Origin of the sequence: Streptomyces sp. NPDC007896 (genome assembly GCF_042959425.1) — a bacterium.
Lineage (GTDB): Bacteria > Actinomycetota > Actinomycetes > Streptomycetales > Streptomycetaceae > Streptomyces.
On record NZ_JBIBKX010000016.1, the window covers coordinates 232,424 to 253,577 of the forward strand.

Genomic DNA, 21,154 nt, shown 5'->3' on the forward strand with positions numbered 1-21,154 from the left:
CTCACGGTTGCCGTCGGTGGCTCACGGCTTGAGCACCAGGGTGTCGCTCGTGCTCTTGTCGACCGCCTTGTCCGAGAAGGACCACGGCAGCAGTTCGCCCTTGGCCCACTTGTCCGTCTGGTCGGTGTAGTGGGCGCTGTAGGCGTGCCCGGAGGCGCCGGAGAGGTTGATCCACTTCGACTTGTCGAAGTCGTCGAGGTTGACCACCATCCGCATGGACGGCACCCAGACCACTCCGTAGCCGCCCGCGGCGTTCCAGCCGGTCGCGTTGACCGTGGCCTCGCCGCCACTGAGCTTCCAGGGGCCGCGGTTGAGCATGTACTGCAGGACGCCGGGACCGTCGGTGCCCATGGTCTGGTTCTTCAGGAACAGGCGGTGCAGCCGGCCCCAGCTCCAGGTGTCCATGTCCTTGCCGAGCTTGGCGGTCAGCTCCCAGCGGGCGTCCTTCATGGCCCGCGCGAACAGCTGGTCACGGTTGTCGGCCGCATCGTCGAGGCGCGTCTTGGGCGCCTTCCACCAGTCGTTGTTCTGGTCGTCGATGATCTTGCGGACCACCTCGAACCAGCGGTCCCCGCCGTCCGGCTGCGCCTGGTCCGCCTCGCGCTGACCGCACTCGCGCACGGTCTGGTTCTCGTCCGCGGGGCCGGTGGTGTCGACCGGGGCGACGTTCAAGCACTGGCCCTTGACCCGCAGCTCCTTGGGCAGCTTGTTGCCGAAGGCGAGCTTGAGGATGTTGCGCCAGGTCGCGTTGAAGTACGCGGCCGCCGCGGAGTCGGCGTCCTGGGTGTAGTCCCAGCCCTCCAGGAGCTTCTGCGCCTCGCGGACGTTCTTGTCGGCGACGTCGATCTTGAGCAGCTTGGGCACGATCAGCTTGGCGATCTCACTGCTGTCGTCGAGCTGCATCTGACGCATGTCGTCGGTCGAGATCTTGCCGCCGCCCTTGATCTTCGCCTCGATGAGATCGGTGATCCGCTGGCTGCGCGTTCCGTAGCCCCAGTCCGTGGTGAGCGTGTAGGGGTACTTGTCCTTGTCGACGACCGCCTGGTTGGCGGTCACGATGTAGCCGCGCTGCGGGTTGTACTCGTAGGGCAGCTCGGACTGCTTGATGTAGCCGGTCCACGCGTACTTGGAGTCCCAGCCGGGCGACGGGAGCGAGCCGTCGTCGCCCTTCGACCGGGTCGGGATCTTGCCGGGCAGCTGGTAGCCGATGTTGTCGTTGGTGTCGGCGTAGATCAGGTTCTGCGAGGGCACGTCGAAGGACGCGGCCGCCTTGCGGAACTCGGACCAGTTCGACGCGTTGTCCAGCTGGAAGACGGCGTCCATGGAGTTGCCCGGGTCCAGGGCGGTCCAGCGCAGCGCGATGGCGTAGCCGTCGCCGCGGTCGGGCGCCCCGCTGTCGACGGTGGCCTTCTTGCCGACCTTGACCAGTTCGTCGTCGCGGTCGGAGAGCAGCGGCATCCCGTCCTTGGTCTCCCGGACGACGATCGTCTTGCTCGCGCCGCCCGCGACCTTGATCGTTTCCTTGCGGGTCGCGAAGGGCAGCACCTTGCCGTCGTACTCGTAGCCCTCGCCGGTGATCTTCTCCAGGTAGAGGTCGGTGACGTCGACCCCGGAGTTGGTCATGCCCCAGGCGATGTCCTGGTTGTGGCCGATGACCACGCCGGGCATGCCCGCGAAGGTGTAGCCGGAGACGTCGTACTGGCACTTGCTGGAGACGCTCGTGCAGTGCAGGCCCATCTGGTACCAGACCGAGGGCAGCGAGGCCGACAGGTGCGGGTCGTTGGCCAGCAGCGGCTTGTTGGTGATCGTGTACTTGCCCGCGACGACCCAGGAGTTCGAGCCGATGCCGTTGCCGTTCACACCGACGGCGGTGGGCACGTTGTCGAGCACGTTGTAGAGCTTGGAGAGCTGGCTCTGCAGGCCATTGGGCGCGGTGGCGTTCCCCGCGAGGCCGGTGCCGGACGTGGACCGCGTCCCGCCGCTCGTCGTCGTGCTGCTGCCCTGGACGTACGACCCCGTGACGCTGTCGTACTGGCCCTCCTGGGTGATCGTCTTGTTCCGGCTGTACGGGTACTCCGGGTACAGGTCGGCGATCTGCTTCGGGCCCAGGCGGCTGGTCATCAGGGAGCGGTCGATCTCTTCCTGCATGTTGCCGCGCAGGTCCCAGGCCATCGCCTTCAGCCACGCGACCGAGTCGACCGGGGTCCACTCCTGGGGCTTGTAGTCGTTGGTGAAACCAAGGGCCGCGTACTCCAGGGAGATGTCCTTGCCGTCCTTGCCCTTCAGGTAGGCATTGACTCCCTTGGCGTACGCCTGGAGGTACTTCTTCGTGGAGGGCGACAGCTTCGTGTCGTACTCCTCCTTGGCGACCCGGTCCCAGCCCATCGTGCGCAGGAACTCGTCGTTCTTGACCTGGCCCGAGCCGAACATCTCGGACAGCCGGCCCGAGGTCATGTGACGGCGTACGTCCATCTCGTAGAACCGGTCCTGCGCCTGGACGTAGCCCTGCGCCATGAACAGGTCCGCGTCGGACGAGGCGTAGATCTGCGGGATCCCGTTGCCGTCCCGCTTGACGTCCACGGGGCCCGACAGCCCGTCGAGCGTGAGTGAGCCCTTGGTCTGCGGGAAGGAGGCACGGACGGTACTGACCCCCCAGTAGCCGCCATAGGCAACGCCTCCGAAGAGGGCCAGAACCAGGACGATCAGGAACAGTCGGGCCTTGCGCCCCTTCTTCCTGCCGGACTTGCCCGGCTTCTGGCCGGAAGAGGCGGTGGTGTTCGGGGGCATCGCTGTCCTTGCTGTCCTAACGCGAGCGGCAGGCGGTCCTGGAGTGCTGGAGCAACCATAGGCGCAGGGCCCGACGCGCCTTGACGCGGAGTCGGGTACAGGGCGGACGAGCGTTCGATCTCGGCCTCTCGAGCGTCAAGAAAGCGTCAAGAGTTAGGTAAGGTAACGAAGTACTTGGACTCATTTACCGACTTCGGGTGTTCGGATCGACGTGCTCGGATGATCCACGCGATCACATCGATTCCACGCGTCGGCCTCGACGCGATCACATCGAATCGACGTGTTCACATCCACACGTTCGAATCCAGTGCCCGGATTGGCGAGAAGGGAACAGCCGCTGACTGTCCACCACCTCAACCAGCTCCTGCTCGTCTGCTCGCTCGTTCTGCTCGTCGCGGTGGCAGCGGTTCGTATCTCTTCGCGCAGCGGGCTCCCCAGCCTGCTCGTCTACCTCGGCATAGGCATCGCCATGGGCCAGGACGGGGTCGGCAACGTCCACTTCAACAACGCCGAACTGACCCAGGTCATCGGATACGCGGCCCTGGTCGTGATCCTGGCCGAGGGCGGCCTCGGCACGAAGTGGAAGGAAATCAAGCCGGCGCTGCCCGCGGCCACCTCGCTGGCCCTGGTCGGCATCGCGGTGAGCGTCGGAGTGACGGCTACGGCCGCCCACTACCTGATCGGCCTGGAATGGCGGCAGGCGCTCATCATCGGCGCGGTGGTGTCCTCGACGGACGCGGCGGCCGTCTTCTCGGTGCTGCGGAAAGTACCCCTGCCCGCGCGCGTGACGGGCATCCTGGAGGCCGAGTCCGGCTTCAACGACGCCCCGGTGGTCATCCTCGTCGTCGCGTTCTGCACGGCGGGCCCCGTGGAGCACTGGTACGTACTGCTGGGCGAGATAACCCTGGAACTGGCCATCGGCGCGGCCATCGGCCTCGCGGTGGGCTGGCTCGGCTCCTGGGGGCTGCGGCACGTGGCGCTGCCCGCCTCCGGCCTCTACCCGATCGCCGTGATGGCGATCGCGGTCACCGCCTACGCCGCCGGCGCGCTCGCGCACGGCAGCGGCTTCCTCGCCGTCTACCTCGCGGCAATGATGCTCGGCAACGCCAAACTGCCGCACTGGCCCGCCACCCGAGGCTTCGCCGAAGGGCTCGGCTGGATCGCCCAGATCGGCATGTTCGTCCTGCTCGGCCTACTGGTCACCCCGCACGAGATGGGCGACGACATCGTGCCGGCCCTCGCCATCGGCCTGGTGCTCACCATGGTGGCGCGCCCCCTGAGCGTCGTCGTCGGCCTGCTGCCCTTCCGGATTCCGTGGCAGGAGCAGACGCTGCTGTCCTGGGCGGGCCTGCGCGGCGCCGTGCCCATCATCCTGGCGACCATCCCGATGGTGAGCGGCATCGCGGAGAGCCGCCGGATCTTCAACATCGTCTTCGTCCTGGTCGTCGCCTACACCCTCATCCAGGGCCCCACGCTGCCCTGGCTGGCCCGGAAGCTGCGGCTGGGCGAGTCCGAGGGCGCCGCCGACCTCGGGATCGAATCGGCACCCCTGGAGCGACTGCGCGGCCATCTGCTGTCCGTCGCGATCCCGAAGGGCTCCCGCATGCACGGCGTGGAGGTGGCCGAGCTGCGCATGCCCTCGGGGGCCGCCGTCACCCTCGTCGTGCGCGACGGGACATCCTTCGTGCCGCTGCCCACGACCGTCCTGCGCCGCGGCGACGAGCTGCTCGTGGTGGCCACCGACCCGGTCCGGGACGCGGCCGAGCGACGGCTGCGCGCGGTGGGCCAGGGCGGCAAGCTGGCGGGCTGGCTGGGCCTCGCGGGCAACGGCACCGGACCGCACTCCCGACATTCCGGACAGTAAACGGGACATTAAGGGGCGATGTGCATTCGCAGGCGAACACCGCCATGGTGCTCACTTTCACAGGCACCGCAGCGCTCGCCCCTGTACGATGAAGGCACACCTTGATCGAACCAACTCTGCCTGAAGCAGAGCTGGCGCGACCGTATGGCGGTCGTGACGCCCTCACAGTGGGCGGCGCGGCATCTACCGCAGTTCCGCGCAAGAGGACAGCTCTCGGCGCCCCCCGCACGGGCGCGCTACCAGGCGGCAGAAAGGCACGGGCCGTGGCATCCACGGTCACCTCCCGCCCCGGATATGGACAGCTGCTGCGCACCCGCGGCGCCTGGACGTTCCTGCTCCCCGGCTTCGCCGCACGTCAGCCCTTCGCCATGCTGACGCTCTCCCTCGTACTCCTCGTCCAGCACACCACCGGCTCGTACGGGGCCGCCGGCGCCGTCGCCGCCGTCACCGGCGTCTCCATGGCGCTGTTCGCACCCTTCACCGGCCGTCTCGCCGACCGCCACGGCCAGCGGGCCGTCCTGCTGCCCGGCGTCCTGATACACGCCCTGGCAGGCCTCTGCCTGACGGCGCTGGCGCTGACGGACGCCCCCTTGTGGGCCCTTTTCCTCGCCGCCGTGCCGACCGGCGCCTCGGTGCCCCAGGTCGGACCCATGGTGCGCGCCCGCTGGGGCGTGAAGCTCCAGGACTCGCCCCTGATGACCACCGCGGCGGCCTTCGAGTCCGTCACGGACGAGCTGACCTTCGTGTTCGGCCCGCTGCTCGCCACGGCGCTGTGCACCGCCGTGCACCCGGCCGCGGGCCTGCTGACCGAGGCCGGGCTGACCCTGATCGGCGGTCTCCTCTTCGCCGCGCAGAAGAGCACCCAGCCCGCTGTCGCAGCCGCCGGGCACACGCGCGTGGAGCACGGTTCCGCGCTGCGGGTCCCCGGAGTGCGCGTGCTGATCGTGACCTTCCTGGGCATCGGCTCCGTCTTCGGCGGTATGCAGGTCTCGCTCGCCGCGTTCAGCGAGTCGATCGGCGAGCCCGGTCTGAACGGCGTCCTGTACGGCGTCTTCGCCGCGGGCAACATGCTCTCCGGCGTCGTCTGCGGAGCCATCGCCTGGAAGGTCGCCCCGCAGCGGCGGCTCGTCATCGGCTACGCCGCCCTGGCACTCGCCGCGTGCGGACTGTGGGCCGCGCACTCCGTGGTCGTGCTCGCCGCGATCGGCCTCCTGGTCGGCATGTGCATCGCTCCGTCCCTGATCACCGGCTACACGCTGGTCGAGGGCCTGGTCCCGGCGGGCGCCCGCACCGAGGCCTTCACCTGGCTGACCGGCGCCGTCGCGCTCGGCCAGGCGGCGGCCGTCACGGTCGCCGGACAGCTGGAGGACCGTCTGTGGAACGGTGCCGGATTCCTGGTGCCGATGGCCGGTACGGCACTGGCGCTGGCGACTCTGCTGGCCCTGCGCTCACGGCTGGCCACGCGGCCCTCCGGACGCACTGTCGCACGTGGCGTCGGTCACCGAGTGCCGGTGACAGTGGACTGATCTCGCGGAATACGTCAGTATGGATCGTCGTTAGCACTCATTGAGTGAGAGTGCCAGGAGGAAGACAAGTGCCGACCTACCAGTACCAGTGCACCGAGTGTGGCGAGGGCCTCGAGGCGGTGCAGAAGTTCACCGACGATGCCCTGACCGAGTGCCCCAACTGCGGTGGACGCCTGAAGAAGGTGTTCTCGGCCGTCGGCATTGTCTTCAAGGGCTCCGGCTTCTACCGCAACGACAGCCGTGGTTCGTCGTCGAGCAGCTCGCCGGCGTCCAAGCCGTCGACCTCCTCGCCCTCGCCGTCGACGACCTCGTCGTCCTCGTCCGACTCGAAGTCGTCGGGCAGCGGCTCGGCGAGCAGCAGCTCGGCCGCCTAGGACTTTCTGCCGGGGACCCCATCGTCGTACGACGATGGGGTCCCCGGCATTTTCGGGAGCAGGGTACCCGGCGTCGAGGCAGGGGCCTCGACGTTTCCCGAGGCAGGCCTCCGAAGCCCGCTAATGTGCTTGTCATGGCGAACGCAGAGATCGGTGTCATCGGCGGCTCGGGCTTCTACTCCTTCCTCGACGATGTGACCGAGATACAAGTCGACACCCCCTACGGGCCGCCGAGCGACTCCCTGTTCCTCGGCGAGATCGCCGGGCGACGGGTCGCCTTCCTTCCCCGCCACGGCCGCGGCCACCATCTGCCGCCGCACCGCATCAACTACCGGGCCAACCTCTGGGCGCTTCGTTCCGTCGGCGCCCGTCAGATCCTCGGACCCTGCGCGGTGGGCGGACTGCGCCCCCAGTACGGGCCGGGAACGCTGCTCGTGCCGGACCAGCTGGTCGACCGTACGAAGACGCGGACGCAGACGTTCTTCGACGGGCTGCCGCTGCCGGACGGCACCGTGCCGAACGTCGTGCACGTGTCGCTGGCCGACCCCTACTGCCCCGTCGGCCGCAAGGCCGCCCTCGAAGCGGCGCGCGGGCGCGACTGGGAGCCGGTGGACGGCGGCACGCTCGTGGTGATCGAGGGACCGCGGTTCTCCACCCGCGCCGAGTCGCTGTGGCACCAGGCGCAGGGGTGGTCCGTGGTGGGCATGACCGGCCACCCCGAGGCCGCGCTCGCCCGTGAACTCGAGCTCTGCTACACCTCGTTGACCCTGGTCACCGACCTCGACGCGGGCGCGGAGGCCGGCGAGGGCGTCTCGCACGACGACGTGCTGAAGGTGTTCGCGTCGAACGTGGACCGGCTGCGGGACGTGCTGTACGACGCGGTGGCGGCACTGCCGGAGAACGGGACGCGGGACTGTCTGTGCACGAAGGCGCTGGGTGGCATGGATCCGGGGTTCGAGCTGTCGTGACGGTGGCCCCGACGGGCGCTGACGGGCGCTGACGGGCGTTTTCACGTGGTGGAACTTCCCGTTCGGGTGAGGGAGTTGTCCACAACTCGTCGGTAGTCCACCGGCGCCGACGGGCTCCGCCGTGAGGCCTCATCGTGGGATCGCAAGCCGATCTCTCGTCGCAGGTGGTGGTCCCATGGCACAGCACGCTCCTCTTGTACGCCCGCAGGACACGGATCTCGTACGGGCGCCGGGCACGGATCCTGTACGTCCGCCCGGTGCGGACACGCCTGCGATCCGCGAGGTGCCGCAGTTCGCCCCCGTACACGTGCGCGGCGGGAGGTACCGGCTGCGGCGCCTCACCCGTCACAAGCGGCGGGCCGTGGCCGCGGGGCTCGCCGTCACGGCGGCGGCCCTCGTGGCGGCGGGCCCCGGTGACGCCGGGCGGGCGCGGGGCCATCCGACGGCGGCTCCTCCGTCCACGTCCGCGTCTTCCTCCATGTCCTCTTCTCCCTCTTCTTCTCCCTCTTCCCCTTCCGCTTCCGAGTCCGTGCGGGGGCGGGGCGCGGTGGAGATGGTGGCGGCGCCGGTGCGGATCGCCGACGCTGCCACGGTGCGGCTGCTCAGGCCGGGCGACCGGGTCGACGTGATCGCGGCGGACGCCGGCAGCGAGGCCCGCGTGGTCGCGGCCGGGGCGCGGGTGGCCGAGGTCCCGGACTTCGCCGCCACCGAGACCGGGGCGCTGGTGGTCCTCTCCGTGCCCCGGGCCACGGCGGCGCGACTGGCGGGCGCGGGCACGACGGCACGGCTGGCGGTGACACTGTGTTGAGCGTCGTGCGCAATGCCGTACTGACGGCTTCCCCGGATATCGAATCGGTGTCAACTCGCTCGATTGTGCTACCGAATTGGACAGGTCCGGCGGGCCCTGCCGTAGGTTGCGGAGCTGTTTGTTCCACAACTTGTGCAGAGGGGCCTCTTGGTGAGCGAGAAGAAGCAACCCGGTGTCTGGGAGGGCTTCAAGGCCTTTCTGATGCGGGGCAACGTCATCGACCTGGCCGTCGCGGTGGTCATCGGCGCGGCCTTCACCAACATCGTCAACTCGGTGGTGAAGGGCATCATCAACCCGCTGGTGGGTGCGATCGGCACGCAGAACCTCGACAGCTACAGCTCCTGCCTCAAACCTCGCTGCACCGGCACCGGGGACACGGCGACGGGCATCCGGATCATGTGGGGCTCCGTGCTGGGCGCCACGCTCAGCTTCGTGATCACCGCGGCCGTCGTCTACTTCCTGATGGTGCTGCCGATGTCGAAGTTCCTGGCCCGGCAGGCGGCCCGGCAGAAGGCGAAGGAGGGCACCCAGGAGGTCATCGAGGTGTCCGAGCTGGAGGTGCTCAAGGAGATCCGCGACGCCCTGGTGGCCCAGCGCGGTTCGGGCAACGGCCACAACTGACGGCGAAGGCCGGGGCCCCGCTCGGATCGCTCACGGACCGACTCCTGAAAACCGGGGCCGGGCTCCGCAAGCGCGGGGGCCGACGCCGGACCATGGGGGCCGGGCTCCGAAAGCTCGGAGGCCGACGCCGGACCATGGGGGTCGGGCTCCGAAAGCTCGGAGGCCGAAGGCGGACGACAGTCGGGCTCCCGAAACACGGGGCCCAGCTGTGGACAGTCGGGGTCGGCGACAGGCGGCGCCGAGGCACGGCGGCTCAGATGTGGTGCGGCGGCTTCTCGTCGAGGAACCTCTTCAGGTCCGCCGCGCTGTCACCGTCACCGCCGGACTGTTCGCCCCATCCCCGGTCCGTGTCGTCCGAGGACTGCTGGCTCAGCGGGTCGTCGAAGATCAGCGCGGGCTTCGGAGCGCGCGGTGCGGACGCGTCACGCGGTTCGGGGGCGGCGGCGGTACTCATGCGTCCCAGAGTACGCCGACGGGCCCCCGGCCCACCCCGGTACGGCCGCGTCCTCCGGCCGTCAACCCGAGCGACCTGGACTCTTTTCTGCTGTGCTTGGCCCTATGACGTCCAGCGCCGCTTCCGAACCCACTCCGACGCCCAGGACGGCCCGGCTCGGGCCCCTGCGCAGATTGACCGCCCGGAGGAGGGACGAGGCGCACCGCGTCGCGTCGCCGCTGGAGCTCTTCTTCGACCTGTGCTTCGTCGTGGCCATCGCCCAGGCGGGCGCCGAGCTGGTGCACGCCGTGGCGGCGGGACACGCGGGCGAGGGCATCCTCAACTACGCGATGATCTTCTTCGCGATCTGGTGGGCGTGGATGAACTTCACCTGGTTCTCCTCGGCGTACGACAACGACGACGCGCTCTACCGGGTCGTGACGCTGGTACAGATCGCCGGTGTCCTGGTCCTCGCCGCCGGGGTGTCGAGGGCGTTCGAGAACCACGTGTACCTGGCCGTCTGGCTCGGCTACGCGATCATGCGGTTCGCGATGATCGCCCAGTGGCTGCGGGTGGCCCGCGGCACGGAGGGCTCCGAGAGAACCATGGCGCTGCGGTACGCGGGCGGTGTGCTGCTGTGCCAGGTCGGCTGGCTGGGGTTGCTGGTCCTGCCGGAGCCCGGGCGTCCCTGGGTGTTCCTGGTGATGGCGATCGCCGAGATGTGTGTCCCTGTGTACGCGGAGAAGGACTTCGTCACCTCCTGGCATCCGCACCACGTCTCCGAGCGGTTCGGCCTGTTCACGATCATCGTGCTGGGCGAGACGATCGCCGCGTCGACGATGGCCGTGAAGTCGGCGGTGGACGAGCACGACGCGCTGGGCGAGCTGTTGCCGATCGCCTCCGGCGGACTGCTGATCGTCTTCTCCGCATGGTGGATCTACTTCGTGGTGCCCATCCACGGGCACCTGCGGTCCAACGCGCATGCGTTCCTGTGGGGATACGGCCACTACCTGATCTTCGCGTCGGCGGCCGCGATCGGCGCGGGCCTGGAGGTCGCGGTCGAGCAGGCGGTCGGCAAGGCACAGATCTCGACGCTCGCCGCGTCCGCCGCGGTGACACTGCCGACGGCGCTGTACTTCCTCACGGTGTGGCTGTTGCACGCGCGCTATTTCAAGGTGGGCATCGCACAGCAACTCGTCCTGCCGACGACGGCGTTGCTGGTGATCCTGTGCACCTTCCTGCGCAGCTGGGCGGTGCTCGCGGCGGGCGTCGTGGCGGCGCTGTCGGTGGCGGTCGGGGTGGCCCTGACGGCACAGATGGTCACAAAGGAGGGGGCGGGGACCGCGGGACGGGAAACACTGGAGGCATGACAGTTGACGCTCTGACGGATGTCGCGGGGCTGCGCGTGGGACACGCGACGCGTACCGGCGACGGTTGGCTCACCGGCAGCACGGTCGTGCTCGCCCCCGCGGGTGGCGCCATCGCGGCCGTGGACGTACGCGGCGGCGGGCCCGGCACCAAGGAGACCGACGCGCTGGACCCCCGCAACCTGGTGCAGAAGGTGGAGGCGGTCGTACTGACCGGCGGCAGCGCGTACGGCCTGGACTCCGCGTCCGGGGTGATGGCCTGGCTGGAGGAGCGGGGCCGCGGGGTGCGGGTGGGCCCCGATCCGGCGCACGTCGTGCCCGTCGTGCCCGCCGCCTGCGTCTTCGACCTGGGCCGCGGCGGCGACTTCCGGGCGAGGCCGGACGCGGCCATGGGCCGGGCCGCGGTCGAGGCTGCCGACGCGAGCGGGCCTGGCGCGCCGGTGCCGGAGGGGTGCGTGGGCGCCGGAACGGGGGCGACGGTCGGGCGGATCAAGGGCGGGGTCGGGACGGCGAGCGCCGTGCTCGACTCGGGGATCACGGTGGCCGCGCTGGTGGTGGCCAACGCGGCGGGTTCGGCGGTGGATCCGGAGACAGGGGTGTTGTACGGGGAGTTGCTGCGAGACGGTCGTACCGCGTATCCGTCCGCCGAGGTCCACGAGGCGGCGCGGCAACGGCTCGCCGAAGCCGCCGCGAAGAACGCGCCTCCCCCGCTGAACACCACGCTCGCCGTCGTCGCCACCGACGCCGACCTCACCCGCGCCCAGGCCCACAAGCTCGCCGGCACGGCACACGACGGCATCGCACGCGCCGTCCGCCCGGTCCACCTCCTGAACGACGGCGACACGGTCTTCGCCCTGGCCACGGGCGCCCGCCCCCTCAATCCCGACAACCCCCTCGCCCTCAACGAGATCCTCGCGGCGGGCGCGGATCTGGTCACCCGGGCGATCGTCCGCGCGGTGCGAGCGGCCGACCCGGTGGACGGACCGGGCGGGGTGTGGCCGTCGTACGAGGAGCTGTACGGGAGCGCCTAGGACAGGTCCTGGCTCGTGGTTCCGGGTGGCCTGGTGCTTCCGCTGACGCCAAGTGGGGTCAGCGGCAGGGGGAGTTCACTGTGGGCCCGATGGGGATTGTCCCGGTTCTGTCACGTGATCGTGTTGGGCCGGGGACGGCGGGAACCCTTCGCGGCACCGCTCGCTCTTTCTCCACGCACTGGAGCGGATCACGCACATCACGAGAAACTGGAGCAGCCCGTGGCAACGCCGAACACGACAGCGCGGCGCGCACTGGGGGCCTGTGCCGCCCTGATGGTCGGCGCCCTCACCCTGACCGGCTGCGGCGGCAACGCCAGCGCCGACGCCAAGGACGGCAAGGACAGCGGCACCTCGGCCAAGACGTCCACGGCGAAGATCGTCATCTCGGCCAAGGACGGTTCGACGGACGCGTCCATCAACGCGACCGGCGTGAAGGTCAGCGACGGCAAGCTGACCGACGTGAAGATGACGGTGTCGGGGTCCGGGACGGCGGTGCCGGGGGCGATCACCGCGGACGGGACCGGCTGGAAGCCGACGGCACAGTTGGAGCGCGGGACGAAGTACCAGATCTCGGCGACCGCGAAGGACGCGAGCGGACGCACGGCCGCCGCCAACTCCATCTTCACGACGGTCTCCTCGAGCAACAGCTTCATCGGCACGTACACGCCCGACAACGGCACCACGGTCGGCGTCGGAATGCCGGTGTCGTTCAACTTCAACAAGGTGATCAGCAACCAGAAGGCCGTGCAGTCGCACATCACGGTCACCTCCAGCAGCGGGCAGCAGGTGGTCGGGCACTGGTTCGGCTCGCAGCGGCTCGACTTCCGGCCCGAGGCGTACTGGAAGGCCGGTTCCAAGGTCACGATGAAGATCGACCTGGACGGCGTCGAGGGCGCGAACGGCGTCTTCGGGGTACAGAAGAAGACGGTCACCTTCACCATCGGCCGCTCCCAGGTCTCCACGGTCGACGTCAACACGCAGACCATGACGGTCGTGCGTGACGGCACGACGCTCAAGACGGTGCCGATCTCGGCGGGCAGCGCGGAGCACACCACGTACAACGGCCAGATGGTGATCTCCGAGAAGTTCGTCCAGACGCGGATGAACGGCTCGACGGTGGGCTACGGCGGCGAGTACGACATCCCGGACGTGCCGCACGCGATGCGACTGACGTCTTCGGGGACGTTCATCCACGGCAACTACTGGTACAACCGCGGGAACCCGCCCTTCGGACGGCAGGGCACCAGCCACGGATGTGTCGGTCTCGCCGATGTACAGGGCGCGCAGGGCGACACCAGCGCGAAGTGGTTCTACGACAACTCTCTCGTCGGGGACGTCGTCGTGGTGAAGAACTCGCCCGACAAGACCGTCTCGCCGGACAACGGACTGAACGGCTGGAACATGTCCTGGAGTGCGTGGACCGCGGGAAGTACGGTCTGACCTGGGGCCGTTGACGTCACGGCGGGCCGCGCGGGAACTCGCCGCGCGGCCCGCTCGTTTTCTGTCCGTACGTTTTCTCGGTTCGCGGGATTGATGTCCGACCGAGGGGCTACGGTATGCACCCACAAGGTGACATGCAGCAACGCCGGGAGAAGCCTTGAGCGTTCCGTACGAGACAGCAGCGTACGAACCACCCGAGTCGCCCGAGTCTCCGGAGGAGCACCTCGAGCGGCTCCTCGGCCGTGCCCTGAACTCCTTCGAGCTGCCCGACGAGACGATAAGGCGGCTCGACTGCGCGCTGGCGCACGACAGCTCGCTGCATTCCGCGCACCACAGCGCGGGGCTGCACCGCGAGACGTACCGGCACACCTGGCTGCTCGCCGACGGCTCGGCGGTCACGTTGTGGGAGCTCGTGCACAACACGGCGCTCGGGAGTGAGCCGCAGCACGAGGTGTATGTCGACGAGGAGGAGCTGCGCGCCGCCACGGCCCGGCTGCCGCTGCCGCCGGACGCGCCGGACTTCGAACTGCCCGTGATGGTCCATCTGCCGCCGGTCCCCGAGCCGCGGCACGTCTACCTGACGGACGACTCGGCGGATCACGCGCGGCGGTTGCTGCGGCGGGCGGAGAACGCGGACCGGCCGGGGGCCGACATCACGACGCTGCTGCTGCGCACCGCGTTCGCGCACCAGATCACCCAGGCCTTCGGGCGCCCCTGCCGGGCGGGCCAGGTCGGGCTGTGCTTCTCGCTCTACGAGCACGCGTTCCTGCTCCGCGACGGCCAGGAGATCTCCCTGTGGGAGGTCGAACACACGGCGACGCCGGACGGCCGGCACATGTGCGAGGTCTATCCGACGGAGCACGCGGCGCGGGCCGCCATGGAACGCCGGGCGGCGCGGCTCGCCTAGGTCCTGTCGTCAGGGACGGCTGTCGCTGAACTGGCGTACCAGACCTGCGAACGCGGCGCGTTCCTCAGGGGTGAGTTCCACGGACTCCGCGTCGGGGCCCGACCGGCGCTGATGCGGCATGGCGCGGAGCAACTGTCCGTGGTGACGCACGGCGACCTCGGTGCGGGCGCGGCGCAGCAGGCGGGACAGGCCGACGACCCAGATGACGGTCGCGAGGGCGAGGACGGCCACGCCCATCAGCTGGAGGATCGACACATGCTCAGGCATGCCCTCCAGTAGACACCACGGTCCGGGACTTTGGCCCCGGACCGTGACGTATCTCGCAGATGCCCTAAAAGGGCGAGTAGTTGGCCGTTCAGGCCGCGACCGGCTCCTTGGAGTCGACCGTCGTCGCTATCGCGGCGTCGGCGATCCCCCCACCAGTCCCCTCGGGGGCCTGCTTGCGCATGCCCTTCAGGACGACCACCAGGGCGGTGGAGACACAGACACCGGCCGCGATGGCGATCAGGTAGAGGAACGGGTTGCCGATCAGCGGGACCACGAAGATGCCGCCGTGCGGCGCGCGCAGCGTGGCGCCGAAGGCCATCGACAGGGAGCCGGTGACCGCGCCGCCCACCATGGCGGAGGGAATCACGCGCAGCGGGTCGGCCGCCGCGAACGGGATCGCGCCCTCCGAGATGAAGGAGGCGCCCAGTACCCAGGCCGCCTTGCCGTTCTCCCGCTCGGTCTGGGTGAAGAGCTTGCCGCGCACGGTCGTGGCGAGCGCCATGGCCAGCGGCGGAACCATGCCCGCCGCCATCACGGCCGCCATGATCTTCATCGCCGAGTCGCTGGGGCTCGCGACCGCGATACCGGCGGTGGCGAAGGTGTACGCGACCTTGTTGACCGGGCCGCCGAGGTCGAAGCACATCATCAGGCCGAGCAGCGCGCCGAGCAGGACGGCGTTGGTGCCGGTGAGGCCGTTGAGCCAGTCGGTCATGCCCTTCTGCGCGGAGGCGATGGGCTTGCCGATGACCACGAACATCAGGAATCCGACGATCGCCGCGGAGATCAGCGGGATCACCACCACCGGCATGATGCCGCGCAACGCCGCCGGGATCTTCACCTTCTGGATCCCGATCACCACACCACCGGCGATGAGACCCGCGGCCAGACCGCCGAGGAAGCCCGCGTTGATGGTGAGGGAGATCGCGCCGCCGACGAAGCCGGGCACGAGACCTGGGCGGTCCGCCATGCCGTAGGCGATGTAGCCGGCCAGGACCGGGACGAGGAAGCCGAAGGAGACGACGCCGATCTGGAAGAACAGCGCGCCCCAGCTGTCCGCCTGGGTCCACAGGAAGTGGTCCATGACCGACGGCGCCTTGTTGACCGTGTAGCCGCCGATCGCGAAGCCGAGGGCGATCAGCAGACCGCCCGCGGCGACGAACGGGACCATGTAACTGACGCCGGACATCAGCCACTTGCGGAGCTTGGTGCCGTACCCCTCGGCGGAGTCGCCGGAGCGCTCCACCGGTGTACCGGGCGCGGAGCCCGCGCTGACCTCGCCGCGCGCGGCCTTGCCGCGCACTTCGGTGATCAGCTCGGTGGGCTTGTTGATGCCCGCCTTCACGCCGACGTCGACGGTCGGCTTGCCGGCGAACCGGTCCTTGTCCCGGACGGGCACGTCGTGCGCGAAGATCACACCGTCCGCGGCCGCGATGACCGCCGGGTCGAGCCGGGTGAAGCCGGCCGAGCCCTGCGTCTCGACGACGACCTCGACGCCCGCCTCGCGGCCCGCGTTCTCCAGCGACTCGGCCGCCATGTAGGTGTGCGCGATGCCGGTGGGGCAGGAGGTGACGGCGACGATCCGGAACGGACGCTCGCTCGTGGTGGTGCCCGTGGCGGTGTCGGCGGAGGCCGCCGCCGACACCGCCACGGAGTCCTTGGAGCCCTCGGAGCCCTCGGAGTCTTCAGCGCTCCGGGCACTCTCGGGCGCGGTCGAGGCCGCGGCCGCCGGGGACTCGTCCCCGCGGATGAGCGCGGCCGCGGCCGCCGCGTCGTCCACGGTCCGCAGCGCGGACGTGAACTCGGCGTTCATGAGCTGACGGGCCAGCGACGACAGGATCGTCAGATGCGCGTCGTCGGCGCCCGCCGGGGCGGCGATCAGGAAGATCAGGTCGGCGGGGCCGTCCGGCGCGCCGAAGTCGATCCCGGCCGCGCTGCGCCCGAAGCCGAGCGTCGGCTCCGTGACGTGTTCGCTCCGGCAGTGCGGGATGCCGATCCCGCCGTCGAGGCCGGTGGGCATCTGGGCCTCGCGGGCGGCCACGTCGGCAAGGAAGCCGTCGAGGTCGGTCACCCGCCCCAGGGTCACCATGCGCTCGGCGAGGGCGCGTGCCGCCGCCTCTTTGGTCTCGGCGGACAGGTCGAGATCGACCAGGTCCGCGGTGATCATCTCGCTCATCGCGGGCTCCTTCGCACGCGTATCGCCCGGGGGAAGTGGTGGGCGGGGGTGGGGACGGGGGTGCCGCACTCAAGGAGGGCGGGGTCTGCGGGTGTGGCGGAGGCGGGGCCGGGGAAACCCCGCCTCATCAGGGCCTGTTCAGGGGGTGCGACCGCGGCGGTACCGGCCGTCGGAACAGCTGGGTTCGTCAGAACAGCTGGGTTCGTCATGACACGGGCTCCGTGAGTACGCGGTCCGCGGGGACCTCTGACGTGACGGTCACGGCGGAAAGGTCCAGGTCGGCCGGGCCCGGCATCACACTGCCGGGCAGCTGTACGGCCGCGGCGCCATGGGCGACGGCGGAGGCGAGGGCCTCCGGGCCGCGGCCGCCGGCGATCAGGAATCCGGCGAGGGAGGAGTCACCGGCGCCCACGTTGCTGCGTACGGCATCCACCCGGGCGCTGCCGAACCAGGCGCCCGCGCCGTCCACAAGCAGTTGCCCGTCCGCGCCGAGGCTCGCGAGCACGGCGTCGGCGCCCATTTCACGCAGTTCCTCGGCGGCCTTGACGGCGTCACCGACGGTGGCGAGGGGGCGTCCGACTGCTTCGGCGAGCTCCTCGGCGTTGGGCTTCACCACGTCGGGCCGCTCACGCAGCGCCGCGAGCAGCGCGGGGCCGGAGGTGTCCAGTGCGATCCGGGCGCCCGCCGCGTGAGCGCGGGCGACGAGGTCGGCGTACCAGGAAGGACCGAGTCCGCGCGGCAGGCTGCCGCAGCAGGTGATCCAGTCGGTGTCGCCGGAACGATACTGCTGGCGCACCGTCTCCAGGAGCAGCTCCGCCTCGGCGGCGGTGAGCTCGGGACCGGGCGCGTTGATCTTCGTGAGCGTGCCGTCCGGCTCGGCGACCGAGATGTTCGAGCGGGTGGCTCCGGCGACCGGGACCGGCGCGACCTCGATGCCCTGCGCGTGGAGCAGCTCGGCGACGAGTGCGCCGGGCGCACCGCCCAGCGGCAGTACGGCGATCGTGCGCTGCCCCGCCGCCGCGACCGCGCGCGAGACGTTCACGCCCTTGCCGCCCGGGTCCATGCGTTCGCCGGTGGCCCGGATGACCTCGCCGCGGTCGAGCGACGGGACCTCGTACGTACGGTCGAGGGAGGGGTTGGGGGTGACGGTGAGGATCATGCGCGCACTACTTCCGTGCCACCGCGCTCGATGTCGGTGGCGTCTTCGGGGCTCAGCCCGCTGTCGGTGATCAGCAGGTCCACGTCGCTCAGGTCACCGAAGCGGGCGAAGTGCTCCTGGCCGTGCTTGGAGGAGTCGGCGAGCAGCACCACGCGGCGCGCGGCGCGGATGGCCGCGCGCTTCACGGCGGCCTCGGCGAGGTCGGGGGTGGTCAGTCCGTGCTCGGCGGAGAAGCCGTTGGCGGCGACGAACAGGACGTCGGCACGGATCTCGGCGTACGCGCGCAGCGCCCAGGCGTCCACGGCGGCGCGCGTACGGTGGCGGACGCGCCCTCCGACCAGGTGGAGCTGGATACCGGGGTGGTCCGCGAGGCGGGCCGCGATCGGCAGGCTGTGTGTGACGACGGTGAGCGTCGCGTCCAGCGGAAGGTCCCCGGCGAGCCGGGCGACGGTGCTGCCCGCGTCGAGGATCATCGTGCCCTGGTCCGGCAGCTCGGCGACCGCGGCCTGGGCGATGCGGTCCTTCTCGTCGGCCGCGGTGGACTCGCGCTCGGCGAGGTCGGGCTCGAAGTCCAGCCGCCCGGCCGGTATGGCACCGCCGTGCACCCGCCGCAGCAGTCCCGCGCGGTCGAGGGTCTTCAGATCGCGGCGGATGGTCTCCGCGGTGACCTGGAACTCCTCGGCCAGCGAGATCACGTCCACCCGGCCGCCGTCACGGGCGAGCCGGAGAATCTCCTGCTGCCGCTCCGGTGCGTACATGTCCGTTCGCCTCCGATTACTGTGCGGCCGATGCCCGAACTTGTGGTTTCGCTGGGAGGCTACGCCCGGATTTCCGGAAAGTAAACAGGTTCGGGCGGCAGGTGGACACAAACGGGCATCGAGGTGGGCCCCTCCGCCCGCTCGTTCCGGCCTCGCAGAAGCCCTGACGCCGTGTCATCGCGTCCGTATCCTGGACTGCGGGACACAACTTCTCGGGGGGTGTTGTGGACAGGGACGGTCTCCGCACCTGCCCGGACCACGACTGGCAGCAGGCCGTGGTCCGGGCGCTGTGCGATTCCCCGGTCCTGGGCGACCGCGGTGCCCGCGCGATGCTGGCCGAGCTGATCGGCGACCGGCTGGGGCGGCCGGTGGTCCTGCGGGAACAGGCGACCACGCAGCTGCAGCTGCTCGAACTGGTGCGGTTCTGCGTCCGTGAGGAGATCGCGGCGAACCACGGGCTGTCCGCGCTGGCCGACGCGGTGTCACTGCTGGAGGGCCACAGCCGGACGGCCGACGCCGTCGGCGAGCTCGTACGGGAGCACGTCGTACGGGCCGCGCCCTCCCCCGCCGCGCCCTCCCCCGCGTCGTCCCGGGCCCCCGCGTCGTCCCGGGCTCAGGACGCACCACCGCAAGCCCCCTCGCACACCGACCGCCCTGTTCACCTGTTCCTCTCCTGCGCCGTCACCGACCTCGCATGGGCCTCCTGGATCGCCTGGCACCTGGAGGACGCGGGCGTCGGCGTACTCCTCGACCTCCTCGACGGACCGCTGAGCGGTCTGGAACAGTGCGAACGCGCCCTCCCCGTCCTGTCCCCGGCCTACGTCGGCTCCGCACCCGTCCAGCAGGCCTGGCAGGCCGTGCACCACCGAAACCCCGAGGGCATGGCCGCGTTGCTGGTGCCGGTCATGGTGGAGCCGTGCCGGCCCCCGTGGCCGCTGTCCACGGTCGCGTACACCGACCTCACGGGCCTCGGCGAGGACGGGGCCCGCACCCGACTGCTCGACGCGGTCGGCGTCACCCGCACCATCCCCACCAGGTACGCCGCACCTCCGCGCTTCCCCGGCCCGGCGGGCCGACGTTGACGGGACAGGGCGGCGCGGGCCGCCACAACCCGGCGTTACGGATACGGGAGCGGATCTGCGAGGAGACCCTCGACGCACTGCTCGCGGTCCCCGCGCTCCACGACCGCTATGCGCGCGACCTGCTGACCGATCTGGTGGGTGAGGCACTGGGGCACCGGGCCGACCTGCGGGAACAGGCCACCGTGCCGCTGCAGCTGCTGGAACTGTTCCGTTTCTGCACCCGCCACCAGGACGGACTGTCGGCGCTCGCGCGGAAGCTGCAGATGCTGGAGCCGGGCTGCCCCCAGGGACCCGTCGTGCAACGGCTCGCCGACGAATGGACGGCCGTGGACTCGCTCGACGGCCTGCCGGAGGTCACCGGCTCCTGGCAGTTCCTCGGTGCCACCCTGGGCACGCCGGCCATGTCGTACGCCATGCGGACGGCCCTCGTCCGGACGGCCACCGAGGCCAGGGTCTGCGCACCGCCGCCGCACGCCGACACCTGCTGGCACGACTTCCTGCACATGGCCGGGCAGGGAGCTCCACGGGGCGGACTGCCCCCGTGGATGGTCTACCTCGACCGCGCTGCCGACGCGATGGGCCACCCCGTCGCGGTCGAGCTGCTCGCACGCAACCGGCAGTGGGCCCTGAGCTGCGGCCTGGCCGAGCTGCTCGACCTCGACCGCGCCCGGACTCCGGCGCCACCGCCGGCGGTCAGGCCGGGCCAGGAGTACCTGGCGATCCACATCGCGCCGGACCCGCTGGAGAACGGGCGCTACACGGTCTCGCACTCCCTCATGTCCGACGCGGGCGGCCCGAACTGGCAGCACGGCGACCCGATGCAGCGGGTGCCGACCGACGGGCTGCAACAGGCCGTGACCCGCATCATCAAAACGGTCGAAGGAGGCGGCGGCGACCGGCTGGCCCATGTGTGGCTGGAGTTCGTGCTCCCCTTCGAACTGCTCAACCTGCCCGTCGACCGGTGGCCCCGGGACACCGCCGAAGTACCGAACGTGCCGCTCGCGGTGGACTACCCGGTGGTCGTGCGCAGCCTGGACCGGCTGCAGAACCGGGACTGGTACCGGTTCTGGCGCACCCGATGGCAGCAACTGGGGCGCGACGAGCACCCGTCGAAGTCTGTGTACGTCAACGTCGCGCACCAGAACGGCAACCATCTGCGCGGCCTGGAGGCCCGCCTCGGGGACAACGAGCACTGCGTGGCCCTGGTGCTGAGCGAGCCGCCGCTGCCCGACCACGGCAACGGCCGCCGGGAGCTGCACGCGGCCCTGCGCAGCGGGCTGCCCGTGGTGATCTGGCACCGCGAAGGCCGCTCCACCAAGGAGTTCCGCGGTGTCCTCGACGGGCTCCTCACCGAGGGCCTGTCGCGGTTCCCGGCCAAGGTGGCCGCCTACCGCCGCCGTGCCGCGATCGACGCCGCCGACGACGAGGACGCCGCACACATCGGCCGCCACCTCGCGGTCCTGTGGGACGACCCCGACCGCAAACCCGTGCGTCCCGAGCCACCGTGACCACGGACCAGCGGTACGGATCAATCCGTGACCACGGACCAGCAGTGCGGACCCATGACCACCGACCAGCAGTGCGGACCT

General features: G+C 70.4%; 18 protein-coding genes. 12 read left to right on the forward strand and 6 right to left on the reverse strand.

Translation table 11 applies throughout. The features are described from left to right. Positions 1–21: 21 nt before the first annotated feature. Entirely contained in the window at positions 22–2,787 is a 2,766-nt protein-coding gene (locus ACFZDJ_RS40900) for a penicillin acylase family protein (RefSeq protein WP_391066736.1), read from the reverse strand. A gap of 307 nt (positions 2,788–3,094) precedes the next feature. Between ACFZDJ_RS40900 and ACFZDJ_RS40905 the strand changes: the two genes are divergently transcribed. The 6 genes from ACFZDJ_RS40905 to mscL all read left to right on the forward strand — a co-directional run bounded on the left by ACFZDJ_RS40905 (position 3,095) and on the right by mscL (position 8,948). Next, positions 3,095–4,651: a potassium/proton antiporter gene (locus ACFZDJ_RS40905; protein ID WP_390930258.1), complete on the forward strand. Its 1,557-nt coding sequence runs from the start codon at positions 3,095–3,097 to the stop codon at positions 4,649–4,651. 263 nt (positions 4,652–4,914) lie between these two features. Continuing rightward, positions 4,915–6,177, forward strand: a complete 1,263-nt coding sequence (locus ACFZDJ_RS40910) for an MFS transporter (RefSeq protein WP_391066739.1) — start codon at positions 4,915–4,917, stop codon at positions 6,175–6,177. A 68-nt stretch (positions 6,178–6,245) separates the two neighbouring features. Next, the gene (locus tag ACFZDJ_RS40915) at positions 6,246–6,551 is read left to right on the forward strand and encodes an FmdB family zinc ribbon protein (protein ID WP_384908125.1); all 306 of its coding nucleotides are present in this window, start codon (positions 6,246–6,248) and stop codon (positions 6,549–6,551) included. 134 nt (positions 6,552–6,685) lie between these two features. Next, entirely contained in the window at positions 6,686–7,519 is an 834-nt protein-coding gene (locus ACFZDJ_RS40920; protein ID WP_168509146.1) for an S-methyl-5'-thioadenosine phosphorylase, read from the forward strand. A 175-nt stretch (positions 7,520–7,694) separates the two neighbouring features. Next, the gene (locus ACFZDJ_RS40925) at positions 7,695–8,327 is read left to right on the forward strand and encodes a hypothetical protein (protein ID WP_391066742.1); all 633 of its coding nucleotides are present in this window, start codon (positions 7,695–7,697) and stop codon (positions 8,325–8,327) included. A gap of 150 nt (positions 8,328–8,477) precedes the next feature. Beyond that, on the forward strand, positions 8,478–8,948 hold the full coding sequence (mscL, locus tag ACFZDJ_RS40930) for a large conductance mechanosensitive channel protein MscL (protein WP_391066745.1): 471 nt from the start codon (positions 8,478–8,480) through the stop codon (positions 8,946–8,948). Positions 8,949–9,201: 253 nt separating this feature from the next. Here the strand turns inward: mscL and ACFZDJ_RS40935 are convergent, their stop codons facing one another. Further along, positions 9,202–9,402 carry a hypothetical protein gene (locus ACFZDJ_RS40935; RefSeq protein ID WP_168492573.1) on the reverse strand — a complete coding sequence of 67 codons (201 nt, stop codon included), beginning with the start codon at positions 9,400–9,402 and terminating at the stop codon, positions 9,202–9,204. A gap of 104 nt (positions 9,403–9,506) precedes the next feature. Between ACFZDJ_RS40935 and ACFZDJ_RS40940 the strand changes: the two genes are divergently transcribed. From ACFZDJ_RS40940 to ACFZDJ_RS40955, 4 genes are all read left to right on the forward strand, one after another. Further along, complete coding sequence (locus tag ACFZDJ_RS40940; protein WP_391066747.1) at positions 9,507–10,751, forward strand: low temperature requirement protein A; 1,245 nt, start codon at positions 9,507–9,509, stop codon at positions 10,749–10,751. Continuing rightward, positions 10,748–11,779, forward strand: a complete 1,032-nt coding sequence (locus ACFZDJ_RS40945) for a P1 family peptidase (RefSeq protein ID WP_391066750.1) — start codon at positions 10,748–10,750, stop codon at positions 11,777–11,779. The genes ACFZDJ_RS40940 and ACFZDJ_RS40945 overlap by 4 nt, the downstream gene beginning before the upstream one ends. 273 nt (positions 11,780–12,052) lie before the next feature. Further along, positions 12,053–13,219, forward strand: coding sequence for an Ig-like domain-containing protein (locus ACFZDJ_RS40950; RefSeq protein ID WP_391066870.1), 1,167 nt, complete (start codon positions 12,053–12,055; stop codon positions 13,217–13,219). Positions 13,220–13,376: 157 nt separating this feature from the next. Beyond that, entirely contained in the window at positions 13,377–14,126 is a 750-nt protein-coding gene (locus ACFZDJ_RS40955; RefSeq protein ID WP_101404541.1) for a DUF6227 family protein, read from the forward strand. A 9-nt stretch (positions 14,127–14,135) separates the two neighbouring features. Here ACFZDJ_RS40955 and ACFZDJ_RS40960 read toward each other — a convergent pair whose 3' ends face one another. The 4 genes from ACFZDJ_RS40960 to ACFZDJ_RS40975 form a co-directional block, all read right to left on the reverse strand. Beyond that, a complete protein-coding gene (locus tag ACFZDJ_RS40960; RefSeq protein WP_391066752.1) occupies positions 14,136–14,393 on the reverse strand; it encodes a hypothetical protein in 258 nt (85 codons plus the stop codon). A gap of 88 nt (positions 14,394–14,481) precedes the next feature. Next, complete coding sequence (locus tag ACFZDJ_RS40965) at positions 14,482–16,566, reverse strand: fructose-specific PTS transporter subunit EIIC (protein ID WP_391066755.1); 2,085 nt, start codon at positions 16,564–16,566, stop codon at positions 14,482–14,484. A gap of 205 nt (positions 16,567–16,771) precedes the next feature. Then, positions 16,772–17,725, reverse strand: a complete 954-nt coding sequence (gene pfkB, locus ACFZDJ_RS40970) for a 1-phosphofructokinase (RefSeq protein ID WP_391066758.1) — start codon at positions 17,723–17,725, stop codon at positions 16,772–16,774. After that, positions 17,722–18,483: a DeoR family transcriptional regulator gene (locus ACFZDJ_RS40975; RefSeq protein WP_390930274.1), complete on the reverse strand. Its 762-nt coding sequence runs from the start codon at positions 18,481–18,483 to the stop codon at positions 17,722–17,724. The genes pfkB and ACFZDJ_RS40975 overlap by 4 nt, the downstream gene beginning before the upstream one ends. Positions 18,484–18,707: 224 nt before the next feature. Here ACFZDJ_RS40975 and ACFZDJ_RS40980 point away from each other — a divergent pair, with 224 nt between their 5' ends. Both ACFZDJ_RS40980 and ACFZDJ_RS40985 read left to right on the forward strand, forming a co-directional pair. After that, entirely contained in the window at positions 18,708–19,565 is an 858-nt protein-coding gene (locus ACFZDJ_RS40980; protein WP_391066760.1) for a TIR domain-containing protein, read from the forward strand. Next, positions 19,562–21,073 carry a hypothetical protein gene (locus ACFZDJ_RS40985; protein WP_391066763.1) on the forward strand — a complete coding sequence of 504 codons (1,512 nt, stop codon included), beginning with the start codon at positions 19,562–19,564 and terminating at the stop codon, positions 21,071–21,073. The genes ACFZDJ_RS40980 and ACFZDJ_RS40985 overlap by 4 nt, the downstream gene beginning before the upstream one ends. Positions 21,074–21,154: the final 81 nt, after the last annotated feature.